The sequence below is a fragment of the Microbacterium gilvum genome, from assembly GCF_039543865.1.
Classification (GTDB): domain Bacteria; phylum Actinomycetota; class Actinomycetes; order Actinomycetales; family Microbacteriaceae; genus Microbacterium; species Microbacterium gilvum.
This window is the reverse complement of the sequence record NZ_BAABKO010000001.1, coordinates 465574-485504: the sequence shown is the minus strand read 5'-3', so window position 1 is coordinate 485504 and position 19931 is coordinate 465574. Positions and strand designations below refer to the sequence as shown.

General features: G+C 70.9%; 25 protein-coding genes. 16 read left to right on the top strand and 9 right to left on the bottom strand.

The genetic code is table 11. The features are described from left to right. Positions 1-2: 2 nt before the first annotated feature. Positions 3-464, bottom strand: a complete 462-nt coding sequence (locus tag ABD998_RS02480; RefSeq protein WP_345435586.1) for an NfeD family protein — start codon at positions 462-464, stop codon at positions 3-5. A gap of 134 nt (positions 465-598) precedes the next feature. Between ABD998_RS02480 and ABD998_RS02475 the strand changes: the two genes are divergently transcribed. After that, complete coding sequence (locus tag ABD998_RS02475; RefSeq protein ID WP_345435584.1) at positions 599-1366, top strand: SDR family oxidoreductase; 768 nt, start codon at positions 599-601, stop codon at positions 1364-1366. 77 nt (positions 1367-1443) lie between these two features. Beyond that, positions 1444-2136 carry a DedA family protein gene (locus ABD998_RS02470; RefSeq protein ID WP_345435582.1) on the top strand — a complete coding sequence of 231 codons (693 nt, stop codon included), beginning with the start codon at positions 1444-1446 and terminating at the stop codon, positions 2134-2136. Here the strand turns inward: ABD998_RS02470 and ABD998_RS02465 are convergent. Next, positions 2081-3001 carry an AEC family transporter gene (locus ABD998_RS02465; RefSeq protein WP_345435580.1) on the bottom strand — a complete coding sequence of 307 codons (921 nt, stop codon included), beginning with the start codon at positions 2999-3001 and terminating at the stop codon, positions 2081-2083. The genes ABD998_RS02470 and ABD998_RS02465 overlap by 56 nt on opposite strands. A 123-nt stretch (positions 3002-3124) precedes the next feature. Here ABD998_RS02465 and ABD998_RS02460 point away from each other — a divergent pair, with 123 nt between their 5' ends. From ABD998_RS02460 to ABD998_RS02420, 9 genes are all read left to right on the top strand, one after another. Beyond that, on the top strand, positions 3125-3745 hold the full coding sequence (locus tag ABD998_RS02460; RefSeq protein WP_345435578.1) for a dihydrofolate reductase family protein: 621 nt from the start codon (positions 3125-3127) through the stop codon (positions 3743-3745). Continuing rightward, positions 3742-4191 (top strand): helix-turn-helix transcriptional regulator, encoded by a 450-nt coding sequence (locus ABD998_RS02455; RefSeq protein WP_345435576.1) that lies wholly within the window; start codon positions 3742-3744, stop codon positions 4189-4191. The genes ABD998_RS02460 and ABD998_RS02455 overlap by 4 nt, the downstream gene beginning before the upstream one ends. Positions 4192-4196: 5 nt before the next feature. Beyond that, entirely contained in the window at positions 4197-4604 is a 408-nt protein-coding gene (locus ABD998_RS02450) for a VOC family protein (RefSeq protein WP_425562928.1), read from the top strand. Between the two features lie 46 nt (positions 4605-4650). After that, positions 4651-7008 (top strand): excinuclease ABC subunit UvrA, encoded by a 2358-nt coding sequence (locus ABD998_RS02445; protein ID WP_345435572.1) that lies wholly within the window; start codon positions 4651-4653, stop codon positions 7006-7008. After that, complete coding sequence (locus tag ABD998_RS02440; protein WP_345435570.1) at positions 7005-7526, top strand: isopentenyl transferase family protein; 522 nt, start codon at positions 7005-7007, stop codon at positions 7524-7526. The genes ABD998_RS02445 and ABD998_RS02440 overlap by 4 nt, the downstream gene beginning before the upstream one ends. Before the next feature lie 15 nt (positions 7527-7541). Beyond that, positions 7542-7763: a hypothetical protein gene (locus tag ABD998_RS02435; protein WP_345435568.1), complete on the top strand. Its 222-nt coding sequence runs from the start codon at positions 7542-7544 to the stop codon at positions 7761-7763. After that, entirely contained in the window at positions 7756-8196 is a 441-nt protein-coding gene (locus tag ABD998_RS02430; RefSeq protein ID WP_345435566.1) for a TA system VapC family ribonuclease toxin, read from the top strand. Before ABD998_RS02435 ends, ABD998_RS02430 begins: the two co-directional genes overlap by 8 nt. A 116-nt stretch (positions 8197-8312) precedes the next feature. After that, entirely contained in the window at positions 8313-9134 is an 822-nt protein-coding gene (locus tag ABD998_RS02425; protein ID WP_345435564.1) for an alpha/beta fold hydrolase, read from the top strand. Further along, positions 9131-9643, top strand: coding sequence for a GNAT family N-acetyltransferase (locus ABD998_RS02420; protein WP_345435562.1), 513 nt, complete (start codon positions 9131-9133; stop codon positions 9641-9643). Before ABD998_RS02425 ends, ABD998_RS02420 begins: the two co-directional genes overlap by 4 nt. Before the next feature lie 42 nt (positions 9644-9685). Here the strand turns inward: ABD998_RS02420 and ABD998_RS02415 are convergent, their stop codons facing one another. Both ABD998_RS02415 and ABD998_RS02410 read right to left on the bottom strand, forming a co-directional pair. Beyond that, on the bottom strand, positions 9686-10123 hold the full coding sequence (locus ABD998_RS02415) for a hypothetical protein (RefSeq protein WP_345435560.1): 438 nt from the start codon (positions 10121-10123) through the stop codon (positions 9686-9688). Between the two features lie 33 nt (positions 10124-10156). Next, positions 10157-11062, bottom strand: a complete 906-nt coding sequence (locus tag ABD998_RS02410; protein ID WP_345435558.1) for an aminoglycoside phosphotransferase family protein — start codon at positions 11060-11062, stop codon at positions 10157-10159. 83 nt (positions 11063-11145) lie between these two features. Here ABD998_RS02410 and ABD998_RS02405 point away from each other — a divergent pair, with 83 nt between their 5' ends. Together ABD998_RS02405 and ABD998_RS02400 are read left to right on the top strand one after the other, a co-directional pair. Continuing rightward, positions 11146-12474 (top strand): HNH endonuclease signature motif containing protein, encoded by a 1329-nt coding sequence (locus ABD998_RS02405; RefSeq protein WP_345435556.1) that lies wholly within the window; start codon positions 11146-11148, stop codon positions 12472-12474. Between the two features lie 89 nt (positions 12475-12563). Continuing rightward, positions 12564-13433, top strand: a complete 870-nt coding sequence (locus ABD998_RS02400; RefSeq protein ID WP_345435555.1) for an AraC family transcriptional regulator — start codon at positions 12564-12566, stop codon at positions 13431-13433. Here ABD998_RS02400 and ABD998_RS02395 read toward each other — a convergent pair whose 3' ends face one another. The 3 genes from ABD998_RS02395 to ABD998_RS02385 all read right to left on the bottom strand — a co-directional run bounded on the left by ABD998_RS02395 (position 13434) and on the right by ABD998_RS02385 (position 16529). Continuing rightward, positions 13434-14516 (bottom strand): DNA polymerase IV, encoded by a 1083-nt coding sequence (locus tag ABD998_RS02395; RefSeq protein WP_345435554.1) that lies wholly within the window; start codon positions 14514-14516, stop codon positions 13434-13436. A gap of 96 nt (positions 14517-14612) precedes the next feature. Next, positions 14613-15761: a dimethylsulfone monooxygenase SfnG gene (gene sfnG / locus ABD998_RS02390; protein WP_345435552.1), complete on the bottom strand. Its 1149-nt coding sequence runs from the start codon at positions 15759-15761 to the stop codon at positions 14613-14615. 117 nt (positions 15762-15878) lie between these two features. Then, positions 15879-16529 (bottom strand): transglycosylase family protein, encoded by a 651-nt coding sequence (locus ABD998_RS02385; RefSeq protein ID WP_345435550.1) that lies wholly within the window; start codon positions 16527-16529, stop codon positions 15879-15881. A 252-nt stretch (positions 16530-16781) separates the two neighbouring features. On the opposite strand from ABD998_RS02385, the gene ABD998_RS02380 reads away from it, so the two are divergent. Further along, a complete protein-coding gene (locus ABD998_RS02380) occupies positions 16782-17447 on the top strand; it encodes an SDR family oxidoreductase (RefSeq protein ID WP_345435548.1) in 666 nt (221 codons plus the stop codon). A gap of 7 nt (positions 17448-17454) precedes the next feature. On the opposite strand, the gene ABD998_RS02375 is transcribed toward ABD998_RS02380, so the two are convergent. Continuing rightward, on the bottom strand, positions 17455-17874 hold the full coding sequence (locus tag ABD998_RS02375) for a GNAT family N-acetyltransferase (RefSeq protein WP_345436901.1): 420 nt from the start codon (positions 17872-17874) through the stop codon (positions 17455-17457). Positions 17875-17938: 64 nt separating this feature from the next. Then, on the bottom strand, positions 17939-18859 hold the full coding sequence (locus ABD998_RS02370) for a hypothetical protein (RefSeq protein ID WP_345435546.1): 921 nt from the start codon (positions 18857-18859) through the stop codon (positions 17939-17941). Positions 18860-18941: 82 nt separating this feature from the next. Between ABD998_RS02370 and ABD998_RS02365 the strand changes: the two genes are divergently transcribed. Beyond that, positions 18942-19496 carry a dihydrofolate reductase family protein gene (locus ABD998_RS02365; protein ID WP_345435544.1) on the top strand — a complete coding sequence of 185 codons (555 nt, stop codon included), beginning with the start codon at positions 18942-18944 and terminating at the stop codon, positions 19494-19496. Positions 19497-19526: 30 nt separating this feature from the next. Continuing rightward, complete coding sequence (locus tag ABD998_RS02360) at positions 19527-19931, top strand: hypothetical protein (RefSeq protein ID WP_345435542.1); 405 nt, start codon at positions 19527-19529, stop codon at positions 19929-19931.

Genomic DNA, 19931 nt, shown 5'->3' with positions numbered 1-19931 from the left:
TCTCAGTTCTCCTCCGTCGAGCGGGTCGTGACGAATGCGGTCGCGCCCTGGATGGACTCGACGCGGATGGGGGTCTGCGGCGCGAGCGGGCGGTCGCCGCGCACACGGGCGCTCCAGGAGTCGCCGTTGGCGAGCTTCACGCGCCCCGACATCGCGGTGACGGTCTCCGTGACGACGCCGGCGAGCCCGATGAGCGCGTCGACGTTGAACGCGCGGTCGTCCGCCCCCCGGCGGAGCCGGCGCAGGAGCGGCGGGCGCACGAACACCAGCAGGGCGACGGCCGCCGCCGCCGCGACGATCACCTGCAGCCAGATCGGGGCGCCGACGAGGCCGGCTCCCAGGCCGAAGGCGCCCCCGACGCCGAGCATGAGGAACGTCAACTCACCGGACACCATCTCGATGACGAGGAAGACGGCGATGATCGCCAGCCATCCGATCCACGCGTACTGCTCGATCGCCTCCATGACGGCCCCTCCCGGCGCGATATCCTGCTCGGAACCTATCACGCGGCCCGTCGTCGGGCCGGGCGGGCATGCCGTGGGGGAGCGCCCTCCTTGGTAGGGTCGGACGGTTCCCGTCCCCACGCTTCGGAGTCATCGTGTCGCAGCCCCTCGCCCCTGGATCCCTCGCCGGGAAGACCGTGCTGGTCACCGGCTCGTCGCGCGGAATCGGAGCGGACACCGTCCGCTACGTCGCCCAGGCGGGCGCCGATGTGGTCATCAACTTCCGCAACAAGGCGCCGCGTGCGGAGAAGCTCGCCGCCGAGGTCCGGGAGCTCGGCGTGCGCGCCCTCGTCGTCGGCGCCGACCTCACCGACCACGGCTCCGTCGCCGCGATGGTCGAGGCCGTCAAGGAGGAGTTCGGCTCTCTCGACGTCCTCGTGCTGAACGCGTCCGGCGGCATGGAGACCGGTCTCGGCGAGGACTACGCCCTGCGCCTCAACCGCGATGCGCAGGTGGACGTGCTGGAGACCGCGCTCGAGATCATCCCCGAGGGGGGACGCGTCGTCTTCGTGACGAGCCACCAGGCGCACTTCATCCGGACCACGCCGACGATGGACGCCTACGAGCCTGTCGCGCTGTCGAAGCGCGCCGGGGAGGACGCCCTCCGCGAGCGCATCCCGGCGCTCGCGGACAAGGGCGTCGAGTTCGTCGTCGTGTCCGGCGACATGATCGAGGGCACGATCACCGCGACGCTCCTGGAGCGCGTGAACCCGGGCGCGATCGCGGCGCGGCGCGAGGAGGCCGGGCGGCTCTACAACGTGTCGGAGTTCGCGGCCGAGATCGCGCAGGCGATCGTCGACCCCGTACCCGCCGACAACGAGCGCATCGTGGGCGACACGAGCGGCTTCGGCACGACCGCCTGAGCGGATCATCCTCGGGGAGGATGTCCCCGCGACCTGCGGCCGACGCCGGAGGGCCCGGGGCTTCCTAGCGTGGGAGCATGCTCGCGCTCCTGGCCTCCGTCAACGCCGTCCTGCTCGCCGCGGCCGCCTCGCCGTGGGTGTACGCGGTGACCTTCGCCGCGACGGCGGTCGACGGGGTCTTCCCGCCGGTGCCGAGCGAGACGATCGTCGTGTCGGCTGCGGCGGTCGGCGCGTCCGCCGGCACGCCGCTGCCCTGGCTGGTCGCGCTCGTCGCCGCGGCGGGCGCGTTCGCGGGCGATGCCCTGACGTACGCCGTCGGCCGGGGGATCGGGACGGAGCGCTTCCGGTGGATGCGGGCGTCGCGGGTGCGACGAGCCGTCGCGTGGGCGCAGGACGGCCTCGCGAGGAGGGGAGCGTCGCTCATCCTCATCGCGCGGTACATCCCCGTCGGCCGCGTCGCGGTCAACCTCACGGCCGGCGCCACACGCTACCCGGTGCGGCGGTTCCTGCCGCTGGCGGGCCTCGCCGCCCTCGCCTGGGCGGCGTACTCGGTCGGGATCGGCGTGCTCGCGGGGTCGTGGCTTCGGGACCAGCCGCTGCTCGGCGCGCTCATCGGCGCGGGCGCCGCAGTGCTCGTCGGGATGGCCGTGGACCGGGGCATCGCCTGGCGCGACCGTCGGCGCCTCACCGGAGAAGCTCTCGTCCGGGACGCCGTCACCCGAGAAGGAGAGCGCAGCCGAACAGCACGGGCAGGCATCCGAGGGTCGTGAGGAAGACGATGTCGCGTGCGACCACCTCGCCCGTGCCGTACCGCTGCGCGTAGTTGAAGACGTTCTGCGCGCTGGGGAGGGCGGCCAGCACGACGACGGCGAGCAGCGCATGCCCCTCGAGGCGGAAGGCGAACGCGCCCAGCGCCCAGGCGACGACGGGCATCGCGAGGAGCTTGAGGGCGGTCGCGAGGAGGATGTCGCGGCGCGTCCCGGCCTGCGTGAGCACGCGCTGACCGTAGAGCGACATGCCGAAGCTCACGAGGAGCACGGGGACCGAGCCGCCTGCGAGGAGGTGGACGGGCTCCATCACGATCGCCGGCAGGTCGAGGTCGAATGCGGCCACGAGCACGCCGAGGAGGGCGCCGATGATCATGGGGTTGCGGAGCGTCCGCCGCATGATGCGCCCGAACGAGGCATCGCTCGTCGTCGAGGCGTCGAGGATGGCGAGGACGACGGGCGTGATGACGAGCAGCTGGAAGAGGAGGATCGGCGCGGCGAGAGCGCCGTTGCCGAGGACGTAGGTCGCGATCGGGATGCCGATGTTGTTGCCGTTGACGTAGCCGGCGCCCAGCGCGCCGACGGTCGTCTGCGCCCAGCTCCGGCGCCACGCGAGCCGCGCGACGAGGCCGAACACGACGAAGACGATCGCGGCCGTGATCGCCGATGCGGGCAGCAGCGACGAGAACAGCACCGAGAGGTCGGACTCGGACAGCACGCTGAAGAGCAGGAACGGGTTGAGGACGAAGAAGCACAGCCGGCTGAGCACGTAGCGGCCCTGCGGTCCGAGCAGATCGATCCGCCCGACGATGTAGCCCGTGAGGATGGCGACGGCCACGACGGCGAACCCCGTGAGCACGTCGATCATGCGGCTGCGCCCCGGTCTGTCTCCACCACCCCTCCAACCTACCGATCCGCCGACGCGCCTTGCGCCGCCGCGGACCGCCCCTTAGCGTCGGAGGACGTGCCGCAGCGGATGCGAGGAGTCGTGATGAGCCGTGTCGTATGCGATGTCACCGTGTCGTTGGACGGCTTCGTCGCCGGGCCGGAGCAGAGCCTCGAGCATCCTCTCGGGCGCGGGGGAGAGGACCTGCACCGGTGGCAGTTCGCGGAAGGCGACGAGCACCGGCGCGAGCGCGACGCCATCGTGGCGGCTCGCGCGTTCATCATGGGTCGCAACATGTTCGGCCCCGTGCGGGGGCCATGGCCGGACGCATCGTGGACCGGATGGTGGGGCGACGACCCGCCGTACCACGGCCCCGTCTTCGTCCTCACGCATCATGAGCGTCCCGACCTCCCGCGGGACGGCGGCACGACCTTCCACTTCGCGACGTCGGGGATCACGGATGCGCTCGCCCGGGCGCGGGCGGCGGCGGATGGCGGCGACGTCGCCATCGCCGGCGGCGCGGCGACGATCGCGCAGTTCCTCGAGGACGATCTCGTCGACGAGCTGAGGCTGCATGTCGCGCCGGTCCTGCTCGGTTCGGGGGAGCGGCTGCTCGACGGGGTCACGGAGTTCCGGCTCGTCCCGGTGAGCGCACGGGCGACACCGCTCGTGACGCATCTGGTCTACGGCCGAGAGGCGGCCGGCGTGGCAGAATCGCTCGGGTGACCGGTCCATCCGACACCTCCGACCGCCTGCGGGAGCTCGTGCTCCTCCGTCGTGTGCACGACCGGATCGACCGCGAGTACGCGGAACCCCTCGACGTCGAGAAGCTCGCACGGGGTGTCGGGATGTCGGCGGGGCACCTCAGCAGACGGTTCCGCGCCGCGTACGACGAGACGCCGTACTCCTATCTCATGACGCGTCGCATCGAGCGGGCGATGGCTCTGCTGCGTCGCGGCGACCTCTCGGTGACGGAGGTGTGCTTCGCGGTCGGCTGCGGATCGCTCGGCACATTCAGCACGCGGTTCTCCGAGCTCGTCGGGATGGCTCCGCGCGCGTATCGCGCGTCGGCCCGCGACGAGCTCGCCGGCGTTCCGACGGCGCTGTCGAAGCATGCGCTGCGACCGATCAGGAATCGAGAAGCGCGCGCGTCTGCCCTGCGGATAGCGTGACCGGCATGAGCATCCGCATCCACTCCAGCTTCCTCCCGCAGACCGATCCCGAGGCGGCGATCGCGTTCTACCGCGACGCCCTCGGCTGGGAGGTGAGGAACGACGTCGGATACGAGGGACTGCGATGGATCACCGTCGGCCCCGCCGACCAGCCGGAGGTGAACATCGTCCTCTACCCGCCCGCCGCCGAGACGGGGATCACGGCGACCGAGCGGGAGACCGTGCTCGAGATGATGGCGAAGGGGACCTTCGCGAGCCTCGTGCTCGCGACGGCAGACGTGGACGCCGCGTTCGCGTCGCTCGAGGCCACCGGCGCCGAGGTCGTGCAGGAGCCGATCGACCAGCCCTACGGCGTCCGCGACGCGGCCTTCCGCGATCCGTCCGGGAACCTGCTGCGCCTGCAGCAGCATTGACCGGCATCCCCGCCGACCCGCCCGCCCCGACCTGGAGAACCGCCTCATGACCGACGACGCCCGCATCGCCGATCTGCACGACACCATCCGCGTGCAGGGTGCCCGCGAGAACAATCTCAAGGACGTCAGCGTCGAGATCCCCAAGCGCCGGCTCACCGTCTTCACCGGGGTGTCGGGATCGGGGAAGAGCTCCCTCGTCTTCGACACCATCGCCGCGGAGTCGCGGCGGATGATCGACGAGACCTACAGCGCGTTCGTGCAGGGGTTCATGCCGTCGGTGCCGCGGCCCGACGTGGACGTCCTGGAGGGCCTCACGACGGCGATCATCGTCGACCAGGAGCGGCTGGGGGCGAACCCCCGGTCGACCGTCGGGACGGTGACGGATGCGAACGCGATGCTGCGGATCCTCTTCAGCAAGCTGGGGCGGCCGTACATCGGCGGGCCGACGGCGTTCTCGTTCAACATCCCGACGCAGAAGGCGTCGGGCGTGATGACGTCGGCCAGCGGCGAGAAGAAGGTCGTCAAGGACGTCGTCTACCTCGGCGGGATGTGCCCGCGCTGCGAGGGACGCGGCTCGGTGTCCGACATCGACCTCGCCCAGGTGGTCGACGAGTCGAAGTCGCTCGACGAGGGCGCGATCATGGTGCCGGGCTACACGGCCGACGGGTGGATGGTGAAGGGCTTCTCGCAGTCCGGGTTCTATCCGGCAGACAAGCCGATCGCCGCGTTCTCGGAGAAGCAGCGGCAGCTGTTCCTCTACGGCGAGGTGACGAAGGTCAAGATCGCCGGCATCAACATGACGTACGAGGGGCTCATCCCCAAGATCACGAAGTCGATGCTGTCGAAGGACCTCGATGCGCTGCAGCCGCATATCCGCGCCTTCGTCGAACGCGTCGCGACATTCGCGCGCTGCCCGGAGTGCAACGGCACACGGCTCACCGAGGGCGCTCGCTCCTCGAAGATCGACGGCGTGAGCATCGCGGACGCGTGCCGCATGCAGGTCACGGATCTCGCGGCGTGGGTGCGGGAGCTCGAGCTGCCGGGCGCCGGCCCGCTCCTGGAGGCACTGCGTGCGAACCTCGAGGCGTTCGTGACTCTCGGGCTGGGCTATCTCAGTCTGGAGCGCCCGTCGGGGACCCTGTCGGGCGGCGAGGCCCAGCGCATCAAGATGCTGCGGCATCTCGGCTCGTCCCTGACCGACGTCACCTACGTGTTCGACGAGCCCACGATCGGGCTGCATCCGCACGACATCGAGCGCATGAACGGGCTCCTGCGCCGACTGCGCGACAAGGGCAACACGGTGCTCGTCGTCGAGCACAAGCCGGAGGCGATCGCGATCGCCGACCACGTCGTGGACCTCGGGCCGGGCGCCGGCAGCGGGGGAGGGGAGATCTGCTTCGAAGGCACGGTCGACGGCCTGCGCGCGAGCGGCACCCGCACCGGCCGCCATCTCGACGACCGCGCCGCGCTCAAGCCCGCGGTGCGGGCGGGGAAGGGGGCGATCGAGGTGCGGGGCGCGACCGCGAACAACCTGCGGGATGTCGACGTCGACATCCCGATCGGGGTGCTCACCGTCGTGACCGGTGTCGCGGGGTCGGGCAAGAGCTCGCTCATCCACGGCTCGGTCGCGAAACGCGAGGGCGTCGTCGCGATCGACCAGACCGCGATCAAGGGATCGCGCCGAAGCAATCCGGCGACCTACACCGGCCTGCTCGAGCCCATCCGGAAGGCGTTCGCGAAGGCGAACGCCGTGAAGCCGGCGCTCTTCAGCGCGAACTCGGAGGGCGCCTGCCCCTCGTGCAAGGGCTCGGGGGTCATCGTGACCGAGCTCGGCTTCATGGACACCATCGAGACGCCCTGCGAGGACTGCGGCGGCAAGCGGTTCCAGGCGGGCGTGCTGGAGTACCGGCTGGGTGGCAAGGACATCACGGAGGTGCTCGACCTGCCGGTCGCGGAGGCGCGGGCGTTCTTCTCCGAGGGGGATGCGAAGCTCCCGGCCGCGACGTCGATCCTCGGCCGCCTGGAGGACGTGGGGCTCGGGTATCTGTCACTCGGCCAGCCGCTGTCGACCCTGTCGGGAGGCGAGCGGCAGCGGATCAAGCTGGCCATCCAGATGGGGGAGAAGGGCGACGTGTACGTGCTCGACGAGCCCACGACGGGACTGCACCTGGCCGATGTGGCGCAGCTGCTGGGGCTGCTCGACCGGCTCGTCGACAGCGGGAAGACAGTGGTCGTGATCGAGCACCATCAGGCGGTCATGGCGCACGCCGATTGGATCATCGACGTCGGCCCTGGAGCCGGGCACGAGGGCGGAACGATCGTGTTCGAGGGAACCCCTCACGATCTCGTCGCGGCGCGGTCGACGCTCACGGGCGAGCACCTCGCAGCGTACGTCGGCGCGTGAGCGCGCCGCGACGCATCCTGATCTACGGGGTGACGGGCGCAGGGAAGACGACGGCGGCCATCCGGATCGGCGAGCGACTCGGCCTGCCCGTGGTGCTCGCCGACGAGATCGGGTGGCTGCCGGGATGGACGAATCGCCCGCTCGACGAGCAGATCGCGATGGCGGAGTCGGCTGCTGCGGGCGACGCGTGGGTGTTCGACAGCGCGTACGCGACGTGGAAGGACCGCGTGCATCCGCTCGCCGACCTCGTGATCGGGCTCGATTATCCGCGGTGGTTCTCTCTGCAGCGCGTCACACGTCGTGCACTGCATCGCGTGATCACGCGACAGGAGCTGTTCGCCGGGAACCGCGAGACGTGGCGGCAGCTGCTGTCGCGCGACTCGATCGTGCTCTGGCACTTCCGCTCATGGAAGCGCAAGCGAAGGACGATGCGGGCGTGGGTGGACGACGGCAGCGGACCGCCGGTTCTGCTGTTCCGTCGCGCACGCGAGCTCGAGCGGTGGATCGACGACTTGTGATGATATGATGCGGTGATGCGGACCACGCTCGACATCGACCCCGCGGTCCTCAGTGTCGCGCGGTCGAAGGCGCGCGCCGAGGGGATCTCGCTCGGTCGCGCCGTGTCGGATCTCGCGCTCCGCGGCCTCGCGCAATCCGACGTACCCGCGACGCGAACGCGCGGCTTTCCCGTTCTGTCGGGCAGTCGGGATCACATCGTCACCGACGAGCTCGTGGCAGAACATCGCGATGACTGAGGCGGCGACGTCCGTACTGCTCGACGTCAACGTGCTGTTCGCACTCAGCTGGGATGCGCACGTGCACCATGAAGCGGCACATTCGCACTTCGCCGAGGTGGATTCATGGGCGACGACGCCGCTGACGGAGAACGGACTCGTCCGGTTGCTGCTGACGCCCGCGGTGACCGGCCGCGAGGTGACGGGTTCGGAGGCGCTGCGACAGCTGGCGGCGCTGCGCGACGTGCCTGGATGGACGTTTCTCGCCGACGACGCGAGTCTCGCCGCGCCGCACATCGACCCGCGTCCGCTGATGGGGCGCCGACAGGTCACAGATCTGCATCTCGTCAATCTCGCGGCGCGCCATTCGGCCGTGCTCGCCACCTTCGACACCGGCCTCGCGGCCATGCTCGTGCCCGCAGACCGCCGGCATGTGCAGGCCTGGACCGCCTAGCAGCTCCATGCACCCTCGATACTGATAATGCACATTATGTCAGATTACTCGTCTCTGACCGATGAGCTCCCCGCGAGGTCGAACCGCCGGTCGTCCCCTGCGGGAGGATGGAGTCCGTGCGCATCACCGAGCTGGATCTGCCCTTCGCCGTCACCGAGTCCGAGGCGACCGAGGGCGATCCGATCATCGTGCTCCCGGGCGGGCCGTGCCGCGGTCCGGAGTACCTCGGCGACCTCGCGGGCCTCGGACGCGCACGGCGCATGGTCGTGCTCCATCCGCGCGGCGCGCCGCTCAGCGGCGGGCGATCCCGTGGATGGTGGACGGACGCCGACGATGTGATCGCGCTGGTCGACGCGCTCGATGTGCCGCGCGCCGACATCCTCGCGCACTCGGCGGGGACGCGTCTCGCGCTCGCGACCGCGACGCGCCAGCCCGATCGCGTCCGCTCGCTCGCTCTGGTGACTCCACCCGCGTCCTGGCTGACGGGGTCGCCATACGACGGCGACGCGATCCGGCTCGACAGCGCCATCCCGGCCGTCCGGGACGCGCTCCGCTCGCTCGAGCACGACGAGCCGGAGACGGAGGGCGAGTTCCGAGCCGCCTTCCTCCGCCAGGCGCCCGCGACCTATGCACACTGGACCGACGTCGAGGAGGCTCACTCGCGCGTCGGCGCCGTGAGCCTGGCGGCGGCGCGAGCATGGTTCGACGGCGTCCCCGCGGACGCCGTCGAGCGCATCCTTGCTGCGCCGCTCCCCCGCACGCTCGTCGTCGGCGGGGACGGTGATGCCCTCACGGGCGTCCAGCCCGTCGCCGACTACGCCGACGCGCTCAGCGCGAAGCTGGCGATGATCGACGACTGCGGTCACTATCCGTGGGTGGAGCAGCCGGATGGTTTTCGCCGGATCGTCGACGCGTGGCTGACCGAGACCGGATCATGACCGCCGCTCCCCTGCGGGTGCGCGATGCCACCCTCGCCGACGCCGAGCAGATCGCCGCGGTCCACGTCGACTCCTGGCGCGAGACGTACTCGACCATGCTTCCGTCGCGCGTCCTCGACGGGAACACGCTCGCTCGACGGGAGCACATGTGGCGAGCCATCCTGGCGGCGCAGCCCGTACTCGGCGCCACCGCCGTGGTCGTGGACGAAGAGAAGATCGTCGGCTTCGCGTTCGCGGCCGGATCCGGTCATCCCGATGCTCGAAGGAACGCGGCCCCGGTCCGGGACCTCCATCTCTTCTCCCTCTACGTGCTCGAGGATGCGCACCGGCGCGGAGCCGGCACCGCCCTCCTCGAGCGCGTCCTCGGGACGGGGCCGGCCCAGCTCTGGGTGCTGCGCGAGAACACCGGCGCCCGTCGCTTCTACGAGCGGAGGGGGTTCGCAGAAGACGGCGTGACGTTCACCGATCCGGATCTCGACGGTGCCGTCGAACTGCGGATGGTCCGCTGAGACGACGCTCGCCGCGTCCGTCTGGAGGTACCGGCCAGCCGATCAGGAGATGGCGCTGCGGACGAGGGAGCGCAGGCGCTCCTCGACCTCGTCGGTGATCTCCAGGACCGCGAACGAGACTGGCCACATCGGCCCGTCATCGAGGTTGGCCGGCTCGTCGAATGAGATCGTGCCGTATCGGGTGTCGAACTTCGAGGCGGGCTGGTAGAACGTGACGACCTTGCCGTCGCGCGCGTACGCGGGAAAGCCGTAGAAGGTCTTCGGGGCGAGGTCGGGCGCCTCCTCCGACACGATCGCGTGGAAGCGGGTCGCGATCGCCCCGTCCGCGCCCTCGAGCCCGTCGATGGCGGCGATGCACGCCTCCAGCTCCTTGGCGAGCTTCGCCGCGCCCTTGAGTCCCTTGGATGCGCGGAGCTCCTCCGCGCGCTGCTTCATCGCGGCGCGCTCCGTGTCGCTGAAACCGCCTGTCGTGTCCGTCACGGAGTTCACTCGACCACACCGCCGCGCCCTGCGTCAATGCGGCGAGGACTCCGGTACGAGCTCGGCGACGACCTCCCGTCCGAGCCTCCGGTAGTCGGGGTCGTCGTCGCTCTGCAGAACGAGCATGAGCGCGACGGCCGCAGCCCACGCACGAGCGCGCATCCACGTCGGTGCGTCGTAGACGCCCTGCAGCTCCGCCTGGAAGGCTGCCCTCCCCCGCGCATCGAACGCGAGCCACGCGACCGCGAGATCGTAAGCCGGGTCGCCTGCCGTGAGATCCCCGAAGTCGATGATCGACACGAGGGCGCTGCCATCCGCGATGAGGTTGCCGGGGTGGAGATCGCCGTGGATCCGTACGGGCCCGGATGTCCACGCGACGGCCGCCACACCCGCCTGCCACACGGCGGAGAGACTGCGGGCGGTGCCCACGCCGAGGAAGACCTCCGCCTGACGAAGGCGGGCTCGGATGGCCGCGTCCCGCTCGCGCAACGGCACGCCCCGATACGGGTTGACGGGGAACTCCCCCTTCGCGACCACATGCAGACGTCTCAGCGCCCGCGCGAGCGGCACAGCCCAGCCGCCGCGATCGGACCTCGCGACCGAGAGCCCCGGCGTGCCATCCGCCCACGGCACGATCGACCAGTGCCACGGATACGCCGCGCTCGGACGCCCCGCGACGACAGGATCGGGAATCCGCAGAGGCGCCAGGCGTGCCGAGATGGCCCCGAGATGCTGCTGCTCATGCAGGACGAGCTGAGCCCCCAGCGCTCGCCGCGGCATCCGGACGGCGAACCGCTCCCCCACGCGCCAGACGCTGCAGTCCCAGCCGTCCGCGACGTGTCGCAGCGGCTCGCGCGCGAGCCCGGGCGCCTGCTCCCGCAGGAGGCCTCGGATGAGCGGCTCATCGATGACGATCTCGGCAGCGGGCTTGTCGGGCACGATCCATTGTGCGCACAGACGGGTCCGTCACCGTACGATCGTATCTCTCTTCGAATGTCGGTGGCCTCGTCCATGATGGAACCATGGACGCAGGCGCAGATCACGAACTCGAGAAGGCGGGATTCCCGACCGCCGTCGAGCGCGCCGCGCTGGCGGCAGCGGTCGACGCGATCGCCGCCGCCGACCGCGTCATCGCTCACGCGCACGCGGGGCGGCAGGTCGCCCTCGCGATCGCGGGCGGCATCGCCCACGCTCAGCATGAACGACAGGTCGCATCAGGGGCATCGTCGAACTCGTGGGCGCACCGCGCGGTCGCCGAGGAGATCGCCGCAGCGACGAACATCTCCGGTCGCGCCGCGGAGCGGCAGATGAACGCGGCGGCCGTGCTCCTCTCCCGCTTCCCGCGCGTTCAGGAGCGGATGGCAATCGGCCTCCTCTCCCCCGCCCACGCGCAGGCGATCGTCGCTGCGGGTGACACGCTCGGCGACGACCGTGCCGCACTCGCGCGCTTCGATCAGGCCGTGCTCGACAAGCTCGCCGAGCAGCCGATGACGGCGGCCACCCTCCGGACCGTCGCGCGCAGGATCGCGGAGACCATCCACCCTGTCCCTCTCGACGAGCGGCACGCGAGCGCACATCAGCGTCGTCGCGTCGCCTTCGAGGCCGACGAAGACGGAATGGGCTGGCTCACCGCCTACATCCCCTCCGTCATGGGCGCCGCGATCATCGACCGCCTCGATCAGATGGCTCGGCAGGTGCGCTCCGCGCGGCACTCCGGCGGACCCGAACTCTACGCCGACGACACGCGCACCCTCGCCCACCTCCGCGCCGACGTCATGTGCGACCTGCTGCTCGCTGCGCCGCCCATGGCCGGCCCCGGCATCACCCGCGGCGGGCTGGGCGCCATCCGCGGCACCGTGCACATCACGATCCCCGTGAAGTCGCCAGGCGGCGCCGCAGCTGAGCCCGCCCACCTCGCCGGGTACGGCCCGCTCCCCCTCGACATCGCGCGTGCGGTCATGGCCGGCGCCCCCACGTGGAGCTGTCTCTTCGTCGACGCCGACACGAGCGTCCTCCTCACCGCCGACCAGCGATTCCCCACTGCCGCTCAGCGCAGATTCGTCTTCGCGCGCGACGAGCACTGCCGGTTCCCCGGATGCCGCGCGCCCATCGTCGATCTCGATCACACGATCGCCTACAGCGATGGCGGCGCCACGAACGTCGTGAACCTCGAAGGCCTCTGCGAGAGCCACCACACCCTCGAGCAGGCCACCGCCTGGCGCGTCGAGCAGCTGTCGGGAGGCAGGTTGCGATGGACGTCGCCGCTCGGCCGAACCTACATCGACATCCCCGAGCCGGTCCTCCGGCGGACACCTCGGTTCATCCACGACGGCGACCCGCCCCCGGGCTGACTGTCGGGAGCCGGTCCGATCGGACCGGTTCTCCACGATCGGGCGGCGCGCCCGGCATCCGGGCAGACTCGTCGTGAAGGAGGCCCGCCATGATCGCCGAGCTCAATCACCTCGTGGAGCTGATCGAACACGACCTGGGAGACGAGGTCGACGTCGCACGGGCGGCACGGACCGCCGGCACGACCGAGTATCACCTGCGTCGGATGTTCTCCTCGCTCGCGGGCATGCCTCTGTCGGAATACATCCGGCGACGGCGCATGACGGCCGCGGCGTCCGCGGTCATGGCGGGTGAGCACGACATGCTCTCCGTGGCCGTCCGCTTCGGGTACGGATCCGCCGAGGCCTTCGGTCGCGCATTCCGGGCCGTCCACGGCATCGACGCGTCCGCTGCACGCGCCGATGGCGGCCCCCTCCGCATGCAATCGCCCCTGAGGTTCCGCCTCACCATCGAAGGGAGCGTCCCCATGGACGCACGCATCATCGATCGACCAGCACTCCGTCTCGCGGGCCACGCCACACGCGTCCCGCTCATCCATCGAGGCGCGAACCCGCACATCCAGGAGTTCGTCACGTCCCTGCCGCCGAGTGCGCACACGCGGCTCAAGGAGCTCGCCGACGGCGAACCGCGCGGGATCCTGCAGGTGACGGACGACATCGAACCGACGGCGGAGGAGGGTGAATCCCTGCTCTATCTCCATGGCGTCGCGGTCTCGGAGGGCGTGGATGTCCCCGACGATCTCGACGTCATCGAGGTGCCCGCCGGAGCCTGGGCGGTGTTCCGTTCCGAGGGCCCACACCCCGATGCACTGCAGACGGTCTGGGCCGCGACGGCGGCGGAGTGGTTCCCGTCCAACGCCTGGCGTCTGCGGCCAGGACCATCGATCGTCGCCATCCTCGAGCGCTCCGCCGACTTCCGCACGGCGACGTGCGAACTCTGGCTCCCCGTCGAGCGGGTGTGATCAGATCCTCCCCCGCACGGGCGTCCGCTCCACGGGGTCGCCGCTCTCGGGCATCGGCATCTCCGCGCGGACGCCGAGCAGCCGCACCTCCCGGTCGGCGTCGAGCGTCCCGCCGAGAGCGACGGCCGCCGTGACCACCTCGTCCCGCGAGGTCGACGGCACGGGCAGCTTCCGCCCGAACGTCCGCGTCGTGAACGGGGCGTAGCGCACCTTCAGGTTCACGCGCGAGACCGGCCGTCCCTCTGCCGCGCAGTCGTCGAACGCGAGCGCCGCGAGGTCGGCGAGCGCCGCGGCGACCTGGGCGGGCGTTGTCAGGTTCTCCTGGAACGTCGTCTCTCGGCTATGGCTGCGCGCGACCCATGGAGCGTCGTCGACGACCGCCGGGCCGTGGCCCGAACCCAGCCCCAGGTACCAGACGCCCATCTTCGGGCCGAACTCCTCGACGAGCTCCCGCTCATCCGCGTCGGCGAGCTCGCGGACGGTGCGGATGCCGTGCTCGGCGAGGCGCTTCTGCACCTTCGGCCCGACACCCCACAGGTCGCGCGTCTGCTTCTCCCCCATGACTTCGAACCAGTTCGCCGCGGTGAGACGGAACAGGCCGCGCGGCTTTCCGAACTCGGTCGCGATCTTGGCACGCACCTTGTTGTCGCCGATGCCGACCGAGCAGTGCAGCCGAGTCGCCGCGAGAACGGCGGCCTGCGCATCCCTCGCCACGGCCTCCGGCTCGTCCGTCGTCACCCCGAGGAAGCACTCGTCCCACCCGAGGACCTCGACGACGACGCCGGGCAGCGCACGCAGCGCCGCCATGACCTCCGCCGACACCGCCTCGTACGCGCCGTGATCGACCGGCAGGAAGACCGCGTCATCGGGAGCCTTCCTGGCCGCGATCTTCAAGGGCATACCCGATCCGATCCCGTAGGCGCGCGCCTCGTACGACGCCGTGCTCACGACCGCGCGCTCGGTTGGATCGCCGTTCCCTCCAACGATGACGGGCCGTCCCGCCAGCTCCGGATGCCGCAGCACCTCGACGGCGGCGATGAACTGGTCCATGTCGACGTGCAGCACCCAGGCAGCGGCTTCCATGACACCGAGCATGCCGCGCGGGCCGGGCGATGTCACGCGGTTCCGCCCGCCGGCGGACAGGGAGCGGGGGTCGCCCGGCGACGCCCCACCCCCCTGTCAGCGTGCGACGTCGATCGGATCGCCCGTCCGCGCCAGGTCCGCCTCGATCTCCCGCACGATCGGGATCACCTGCTCGCCGAAGGCCTCGAGCTCCTCCTGGAAGTGCAGGAACCCGAGGAGGAACAGGTCGACTCCGCGCCTCTTGTAGGCGATGATCCGCTCGGCCACCTGCTCGGGCGGTCCGAACAGCTGCGTGCGGAAGCCGTCGTTGTACTGCACGAGGTCCTCGAACGTCGAGTCCGCCCACATGCCCTTCTTGTCCGCCGTCGATGCACCGGCCTGCTGCACCGACCGGCGGAAGCCCTCGACGGAAGCCGAGTCGGCCTTGGCGATGATCTCTCGCAGCTGATCACGGGCCTCGGACTCGGTGTCGCGCACGATCGTGAACGCGTTCAGACCGAATCGAACCGTCCGTCCGTGCTCGGCCGCGATGCGCGTGACCTCGTCGTACTGCTCCGTGAAGCCGTCGAAGTCCTTGCCGTTCGAGAAGTACCAGTCCGCGTGCGCGCCGCCGTTGAATCGCGCCGCCGTCGAGTTGCCGCCCTGGAAGATCTCCGGATGCGCGCGCCCCTCGACGGGGTACGGCCCCGGTCGCAGCGTGAAATCGTTCACGCGGTAGAAGTCGCCGTGGAAGTCGACGTTCTCCTCGGTCCACAGTCTACGGAGGACCTCGATGAACTCCGCCGAGCGCCGGTAGCGCTCATCGTGCTCGAGCCACGGAAGCCCGAGCTTCGTGTACTCGTCCTTGAACCATCCGCTCACGACATTGACGGCGGCCCGGCCCTTCGAGAACTGGTCGGCGGTGAGGATGAACTTCGCGAGCACCGCCGGCTCCCAGAGGCCGGGGTGCACGGCCGCGATCACCTTGAGGCGCTCGGTCGCGAGCAGCAGGGCGAGGCTCGTCGAGGTCGACTCGTGCTGCTGCGCCGCACCGTAGCTCGAGAGGTAGCGCACCTGGCTCAGCGCGTACTCGAAGCCCACGCGCTCGGCCGTCTGGGCGAGCCGGACGTTGTAGTCGTAGTCCCATGAGGTGCGCTGCTCGATCGTCGAGACGACCAGGCCGCCGCTCACATTGGGGACCCAGTAGGCGAACCTCAGCGGCTCGTGCGACGACGCCGCGTCAGCGGTCGGGAAGGTGTCGGTCATGCACGGAACCCTCCCCGAGGCCACCGGAGACGTCAACGAATGTGACCGAACGTGTCCGCGGATGGCCTCGCATGGCGAGGGCGCGCGGTCACCCGACCGCGCGCCCTCGCCATCCGCTCACTCGGCCGGCAGCACGAGCTCCTGTCCCACCTCGATGAGGTCGGGGTCCGACACGCTGTCCTGGTTGACGGCGTACACGCCGAGCCAGCCGCTGTCGAGACCGTGCGCCTCGGCGATCGCGAACAGGGTGTCACCCGCCTGCACCGTGTAGGTCTCATCGGAGGCCTCCACGTCGGGGAGGTCGTACGACGGCGCGGCGTCCTCCACGGGAGCCGTGGTCTCGGCCGGCGTCGTCTGCTCGGCGGGGGCGCTCTGCTCGGCGGGGGCGCTCTGGGCCGGCGCGGGCTCCTCAGCGGGGGCCGCCTGCGAGCCGCTCGTGTCGGCCGTGCCCGTGGCGCCGATCTGGGCGGAGCACGTCGGCCATGCTCCCCAGCCCTGCGTCGCGAGCACGTTCTCCGCGACACGGATCTGCTCCTCGCGCGACGCGTCGGCCGGGTTGCCCGAGCCTCCGTTCGCCTGCCACGTCGACAGTGAGAACTGCAGACCGCCGTAGTAGCCGTTGCCGGTGTCGATCGCCCAATTGCCGCCCGACTCGCACTGGGCCAGGGCGTCCCAGGTCGCGCCGTCGGCGGCATTCGCGGCAGTCGGGATGAAGGTGGCGGCCGCAGCGGCCGCCATGACGCCCGCGACCGCGAGTCCGCCGCGCATGCGGCGGGTCGAACGGGAAGCGGGACGGGTGCTGCTCTTCGGGAACACAGGGAACTCCGCGGCCCTGCCTCGACGCGTCGCACGCGCCGACCACCCGACCGGAATCTGTCGATTTCGGGGAACGAAGGACTCACGGGGTGGATCCGGCAGCCGTCCTTCGCGGTTCACGTCGGACACCTTAGGCAGAGATCACGAACAGATAACAAATCGGTTCAGGGTCTTGCCAGCTGGTTCTTGAGTTAGGTTCGAGCAATGCCCCTCGCCCTCGTCACCGGCGCCGCGCGCGCGAACAGCATCGCCGCCGGCATCGTCCCGCGGCTCCGAGCGGACGGCTGGGAGGTCGTCACGAGCGATCTCGCCGGCGCCGACGTCGACGCCGACCTCTCCACACCGGATGGCCCCGGCCGGCTCGTCGAAGCCGTCGCCGGCGCGCACGGTCCGATCTCGGCCCTCGTCCTCAGCCACGCGCACGATGTCGAGTCGGGCATCCTCGATACGACCGCCGAGAGCTTCGACCGCCACGTCGCCGTGAACGCGCGCGCAACGCTCCTTCTCATCGCGGCGTTCGCGCGCCGCATCCCCGCCGACGGGGGTGCGATCGTGGCCCTCACGAGCGACCACACGACGGGCAATCTGCCGTACGGCGCCTCGAAGGGCGCTCTCGACCGGATCGTGATCTCCGCCTCGCGTGAGCTCGGTCCCCTCGGCATCTCTGCGAACGCGCTGAACCCCGGCCCCATCGACACCGGCTGGATGCCCGACGGCTTCGCCGACGAGCTCGTCCCCGCGCACCCGCTCGGGAGGCTCGGCACGCCGCGCGACATCGGCGCCGTCGTATCGTTCCTGCTGTCGCCGGAGGGCCGGTGGATCTCGGGGCAGCTCCTGCATGCCGACGGAGGGTTCTCCGGCCGCTACTGACGCGCGGTCACTCGATGCGCTTGCGCAGGAACACCTGCGCCGTGCCGTCGCCCTCGTCGATGCGCTCCGTCTCGTGGTACCCCTGCCGCTCGTACAGGCGGATGTTCGCCTCGCTGAGCGATCCCGTGAACAGCTCAGCCTCGCGCGCTCCCGCCGCCGCGCCACGGCGCTCGACGGCGTCCAGCAGCTGCGATCCGATGCCGCCGCCCTGCGCGTCGGGGGCGATCGCGATGCGTCCGACCAGCAGCAGCTCGCCGTCCAGCCGCGCGCGCAGGGCACCCACCATCCGAGAGCCGTCGAGCGCGACGCAGCCCAGGTTGTCGCGCAGCTCCCACCGGACCTCCTCGAGCGTCTGGGTGAGCGGCGGCATGTCGGCGCTTCCGTAGATCTGGGCCTCGGAGACGAAGGCCGCGCGTTGCAGCGTCATCACCTCGCCGGCGTCGTCTTCCCGGATGTCGCGGAGCGAGATGGCGTCGTTCACGACGTCGACGCTACGGACGGCGCGCCGTCGCCGGCAGAGGGTTGCGCTCCGCCGCACGCGTGCGCAAGACCACCCTGGTCGCCCACACGACGAGCCCGATGAGCAGGGCGCCGAGAACGGGCCACGCCGGCACCCGCAGCAGCGCGAGCGGGAAGACGGCGAGCCCGTAGTCGGCCATCTCGGCCACATCGTCGCCGAGCACGCGCATGCCCGTCGCCGAGGCGAATGCCGTCGTGAGGGCGGGGAGCACCCACAGCAGAGCGAGCGCGACGGCCCACACGACGACGCGGGGCGCCGGACGGAAGCCGCACCATCCGAGAGCGACGCCGATCAGGACCGCGGGGATCCACGGCATCACCGCGAGCAGGCCGCCCGGGATGCTCCCCGGCCCGAAGGCGACGCGCATCCAGAGCGCGCACCAGGACGAGACCGGCAGGGCGACCAGAGCGATGCCCACGGCGCGCGTCGCGGCGCTAGGCGATGTCACGAGCCGGAACGCGATCTGCGCGAGAACCGCCGACATGACGGCTGCCGCGAGCATCGCCCCGAAGTACAGCACGACGCGGCTGTCCGCCGTGCTCCCGACCTCGAGGCCCTCTGCCGCGACCGAGAAAGCCTGGGCGAGCGCGACGACGTGGACGACCGCGAGCCCGACGGCCGTCGCCCATCGAGGCAGCCGCAGCCATGCCGCGGCGATGGCCGCCGCGACCGCTCCCGTCGCGAGCAGCGCGAGCACCGTGAGGACGTCGTACTGGCTCACGGGTAGGAGCGCGAACGGCATGGCGTCGGGAAGGACGGTCGACGCCCACAGGTTCTGCAGGGGCAGCCGGGCGCCCGTCGCGAGCCAGGGAGCGAGGCCTGCGACCGCGCCGATCGCACCCGCGGCCATCCCCTGCCAGGCCGGTCGGCGCGGCGTCGGGTCGTCGTCCATCGTGTCCCCCCGGAGTGATCGAACGTGCCGATGCTACCGCGGCGGGATGGCCGATGTCCGGGGTCGGGGGCAGGATCGGCGCATGGGCAGGATCGTCTACTACACCGCCACCACCCTCGACGGATTCCTCGCGGATCCCGCCGACTCGCTGGACTGGCTGCTGCGGCAGCCGCTCGACGACGGCGGCGCGGGCGACTACACCCGCTTCATCGCCGACGTCGGCGCCATCGTCATGGGGTCCACGACATACGAGTGGGTGCTCGCCCACGACCCGGGATCGTGGGCGTACGACGTGCCCTCATGGGTCATGACCTCGCGGACGCTCCCGCTCCCCGCGGCGGCCGGGGCCGACGTGCGATTCGCGTCCGGACCGGTCGGCGCGCTCGCACCCGGCCTCCGCGCGGCGGCCGGCGAGAAGGACGTCTGGATCGTCGGCGGCGGCGATCTCGCTGGACAGTTCGCCGACGCCGGCCTCCTCGACGAGATCGTCACATCCATCGCCCCCGTCACGTTGGGGGCGGGGCGCCCGCTGTTCCCGCGCCGAGCCGATCTGGAGCTGCTGACGGTGGAGCGGAACGCCGGCTTCATCGTCGCGCGTCACCGCTACACGGGTCCCCTGCAGGAAGACAGGGTGTGAGTCGGCCGCCGAGAGGCGACACTGGAGACTATGAGCGCCCCACATCGTCCCCTTCTCGCCGTCTCGTGCGCGGCGGCGTTCCTCGTGCTCTCGGGCTGCGCGACGACCTCCCCCGGCGCGCAGGTGTCCGCCGAGCCGGAGCCCGTCTTCACGACCGCCACGACGCCGACCGCGTTCGACACGGCCACGCCGCTCACGGTCATCGACGACGGCGACGGCGCCGTGCTGTGCACGGGCGGCGTCGCCGAGTCGCTGCCGCCCTCCTGCTCGGGCCCGCTTCTGGTCGGATGGGACTGGTCCTCGCTCGAGGGCGACTTCGAGGAGGCGTCGGGTGTGCGCTGGGGCGACTTCGTCGTCGCGGGCGTCTACGACCCCCAGGAGGAGACGATCGTCGCCTCGAGCATCGTCTCGGAAGCCGAGTTCGAGGCGGAGTGA

Bases quoted from the DNA above. Each gene is read 5' to 3' on its own strand.
- ABD998_RS02435 (WP_345435568.1), top strand. From the start codon at position 7,542: ATGCGGACCACGCTCGACATCGACCCCGCGGTCCTCAGTGTCGCGCGG.
- ABD998_RS02360 (WP_345435542.1), top strand. From the start codon at position 19,527: ATGAGCGCCCCACATCGTCCCCTTCTCGCCGTCTCGTGCGCGGCGGCG.
- ABD998_RS02480 (WP_345435586.1), bottom strand. From the start codon at position 464: ATGGAGGCGATCGAGCAGTACGCGTGGATCGGATGGCTGGCGATCATC.
- ABD998_RS02385 (WP_345435550.1), bottom strand. From the start codon at position 16,529: ATGCGCGGCGGACTCGCGGTCGCGGGCGTCATGGCGGCCGCTGCGGCC.
- ABD998_RS02395 (WP_345435554.1), bottom strand. From the start codon at position 14,516: ATGGAAGCCGCTGCCTGGGTGCTGCACGTCGACATGGACCAGTTCATC.
- ABD998_RS02370 (WP_345435546.1), bottom strand. From the start codon at position 18,859: ATGGACGACGACCCGACGCCGCGCCGACCGGCCTGGCAGGGGATGGCC.
- ABD998_RS02405 (WP_345435556.1), top strand. From the start codon at position 11,146: ATGGACGCAGGCGCAGATCACGAACTCGAGAAGGCGGGATTCCCGACC.
- ABD998_RS02465 (WP_345435580.1), bottom strand. From the start codon at position 3,001: ATGATCGACGTGCTCACGGGGTTCGCCGTCGTGGCCGTCGCCATCCTC.
- ABD998_RS02430 (WP_345435566.1), top strand. From the start codon at position 7,756: ATGACTGAGGCGGCGACGTCCGTACTGCTCGACGTCAACGTGCTGTTC.
- ABD998_RS02470 (WP_345435582.1), top strand. From the start codon at position 1,444: ATGCTCGCGCTCCTGGCCTCCGTCAACGCCGTCCTGCTCGCCGCGGCC.
- ABD998_RS02450 (WP_425562928.1), top strand. From the start codon at position 4,197: ATGAGCATCCGCATCCACTCCAGCTTCCTCCCGCAGACCGATCCCGAG.
- ABD998_RS02365 (WP_345435544.1), top strand. From the start codon at position 18,942: ATGGGCAGGATCGTCTACTACACCGCCACCACCCTCGACGGATTCCTC.
- ABD998_RS02400 (WP_345435555.1), top strand. From the start codon at position 12,564: ATGATCGCCGAGCTCAATCACCTCGTGGAGCTGATCGAACACGACCTG.
- ABD998_RS02380 (WP_345435548.1), top strand. From the start codon at position 16,782: ATGCCCCTCGCCCTCGTCACCGGCGCCGCGCGCGCGAACAGCATCGCC.
- ABD998_RS02375 (WP_345436901.1), bottom strand. From the start codon at position 17,874: ATGACGCTGCAACGCGCGGCCTTCGTCTCCGAGGCCCAGATCTACGGA.
- sfnG (WP_345435552.1), bottom strand. From the start codon at position 15,761: ATGACCGACACCTTCCCGACCGCTGACGCGGCGTCGTCGCACGAGCCG.
- ABD998_RS02460 (WP_345435578.1), top strand. From the start codon at position 3,125: ATGAGCCGTGTCGTATGCGATGTCACCGTGTCGTTGGACGGCTTCGTC.
- ABD998_RS02445 (WP_345435572.1), top strand. From the start codon at position 4,651: ATGACCGACGACGCCCGCATCGCCGATCTGCACGACACCATCCGCGTG.
- ABD998_RS02420 (WP_345435562.1), top strand. From the start codon at position 9,131: ATGACCGCCGCTCCCCTGCGGGTGCGCGATGCCACCCTCGCCGACGCC.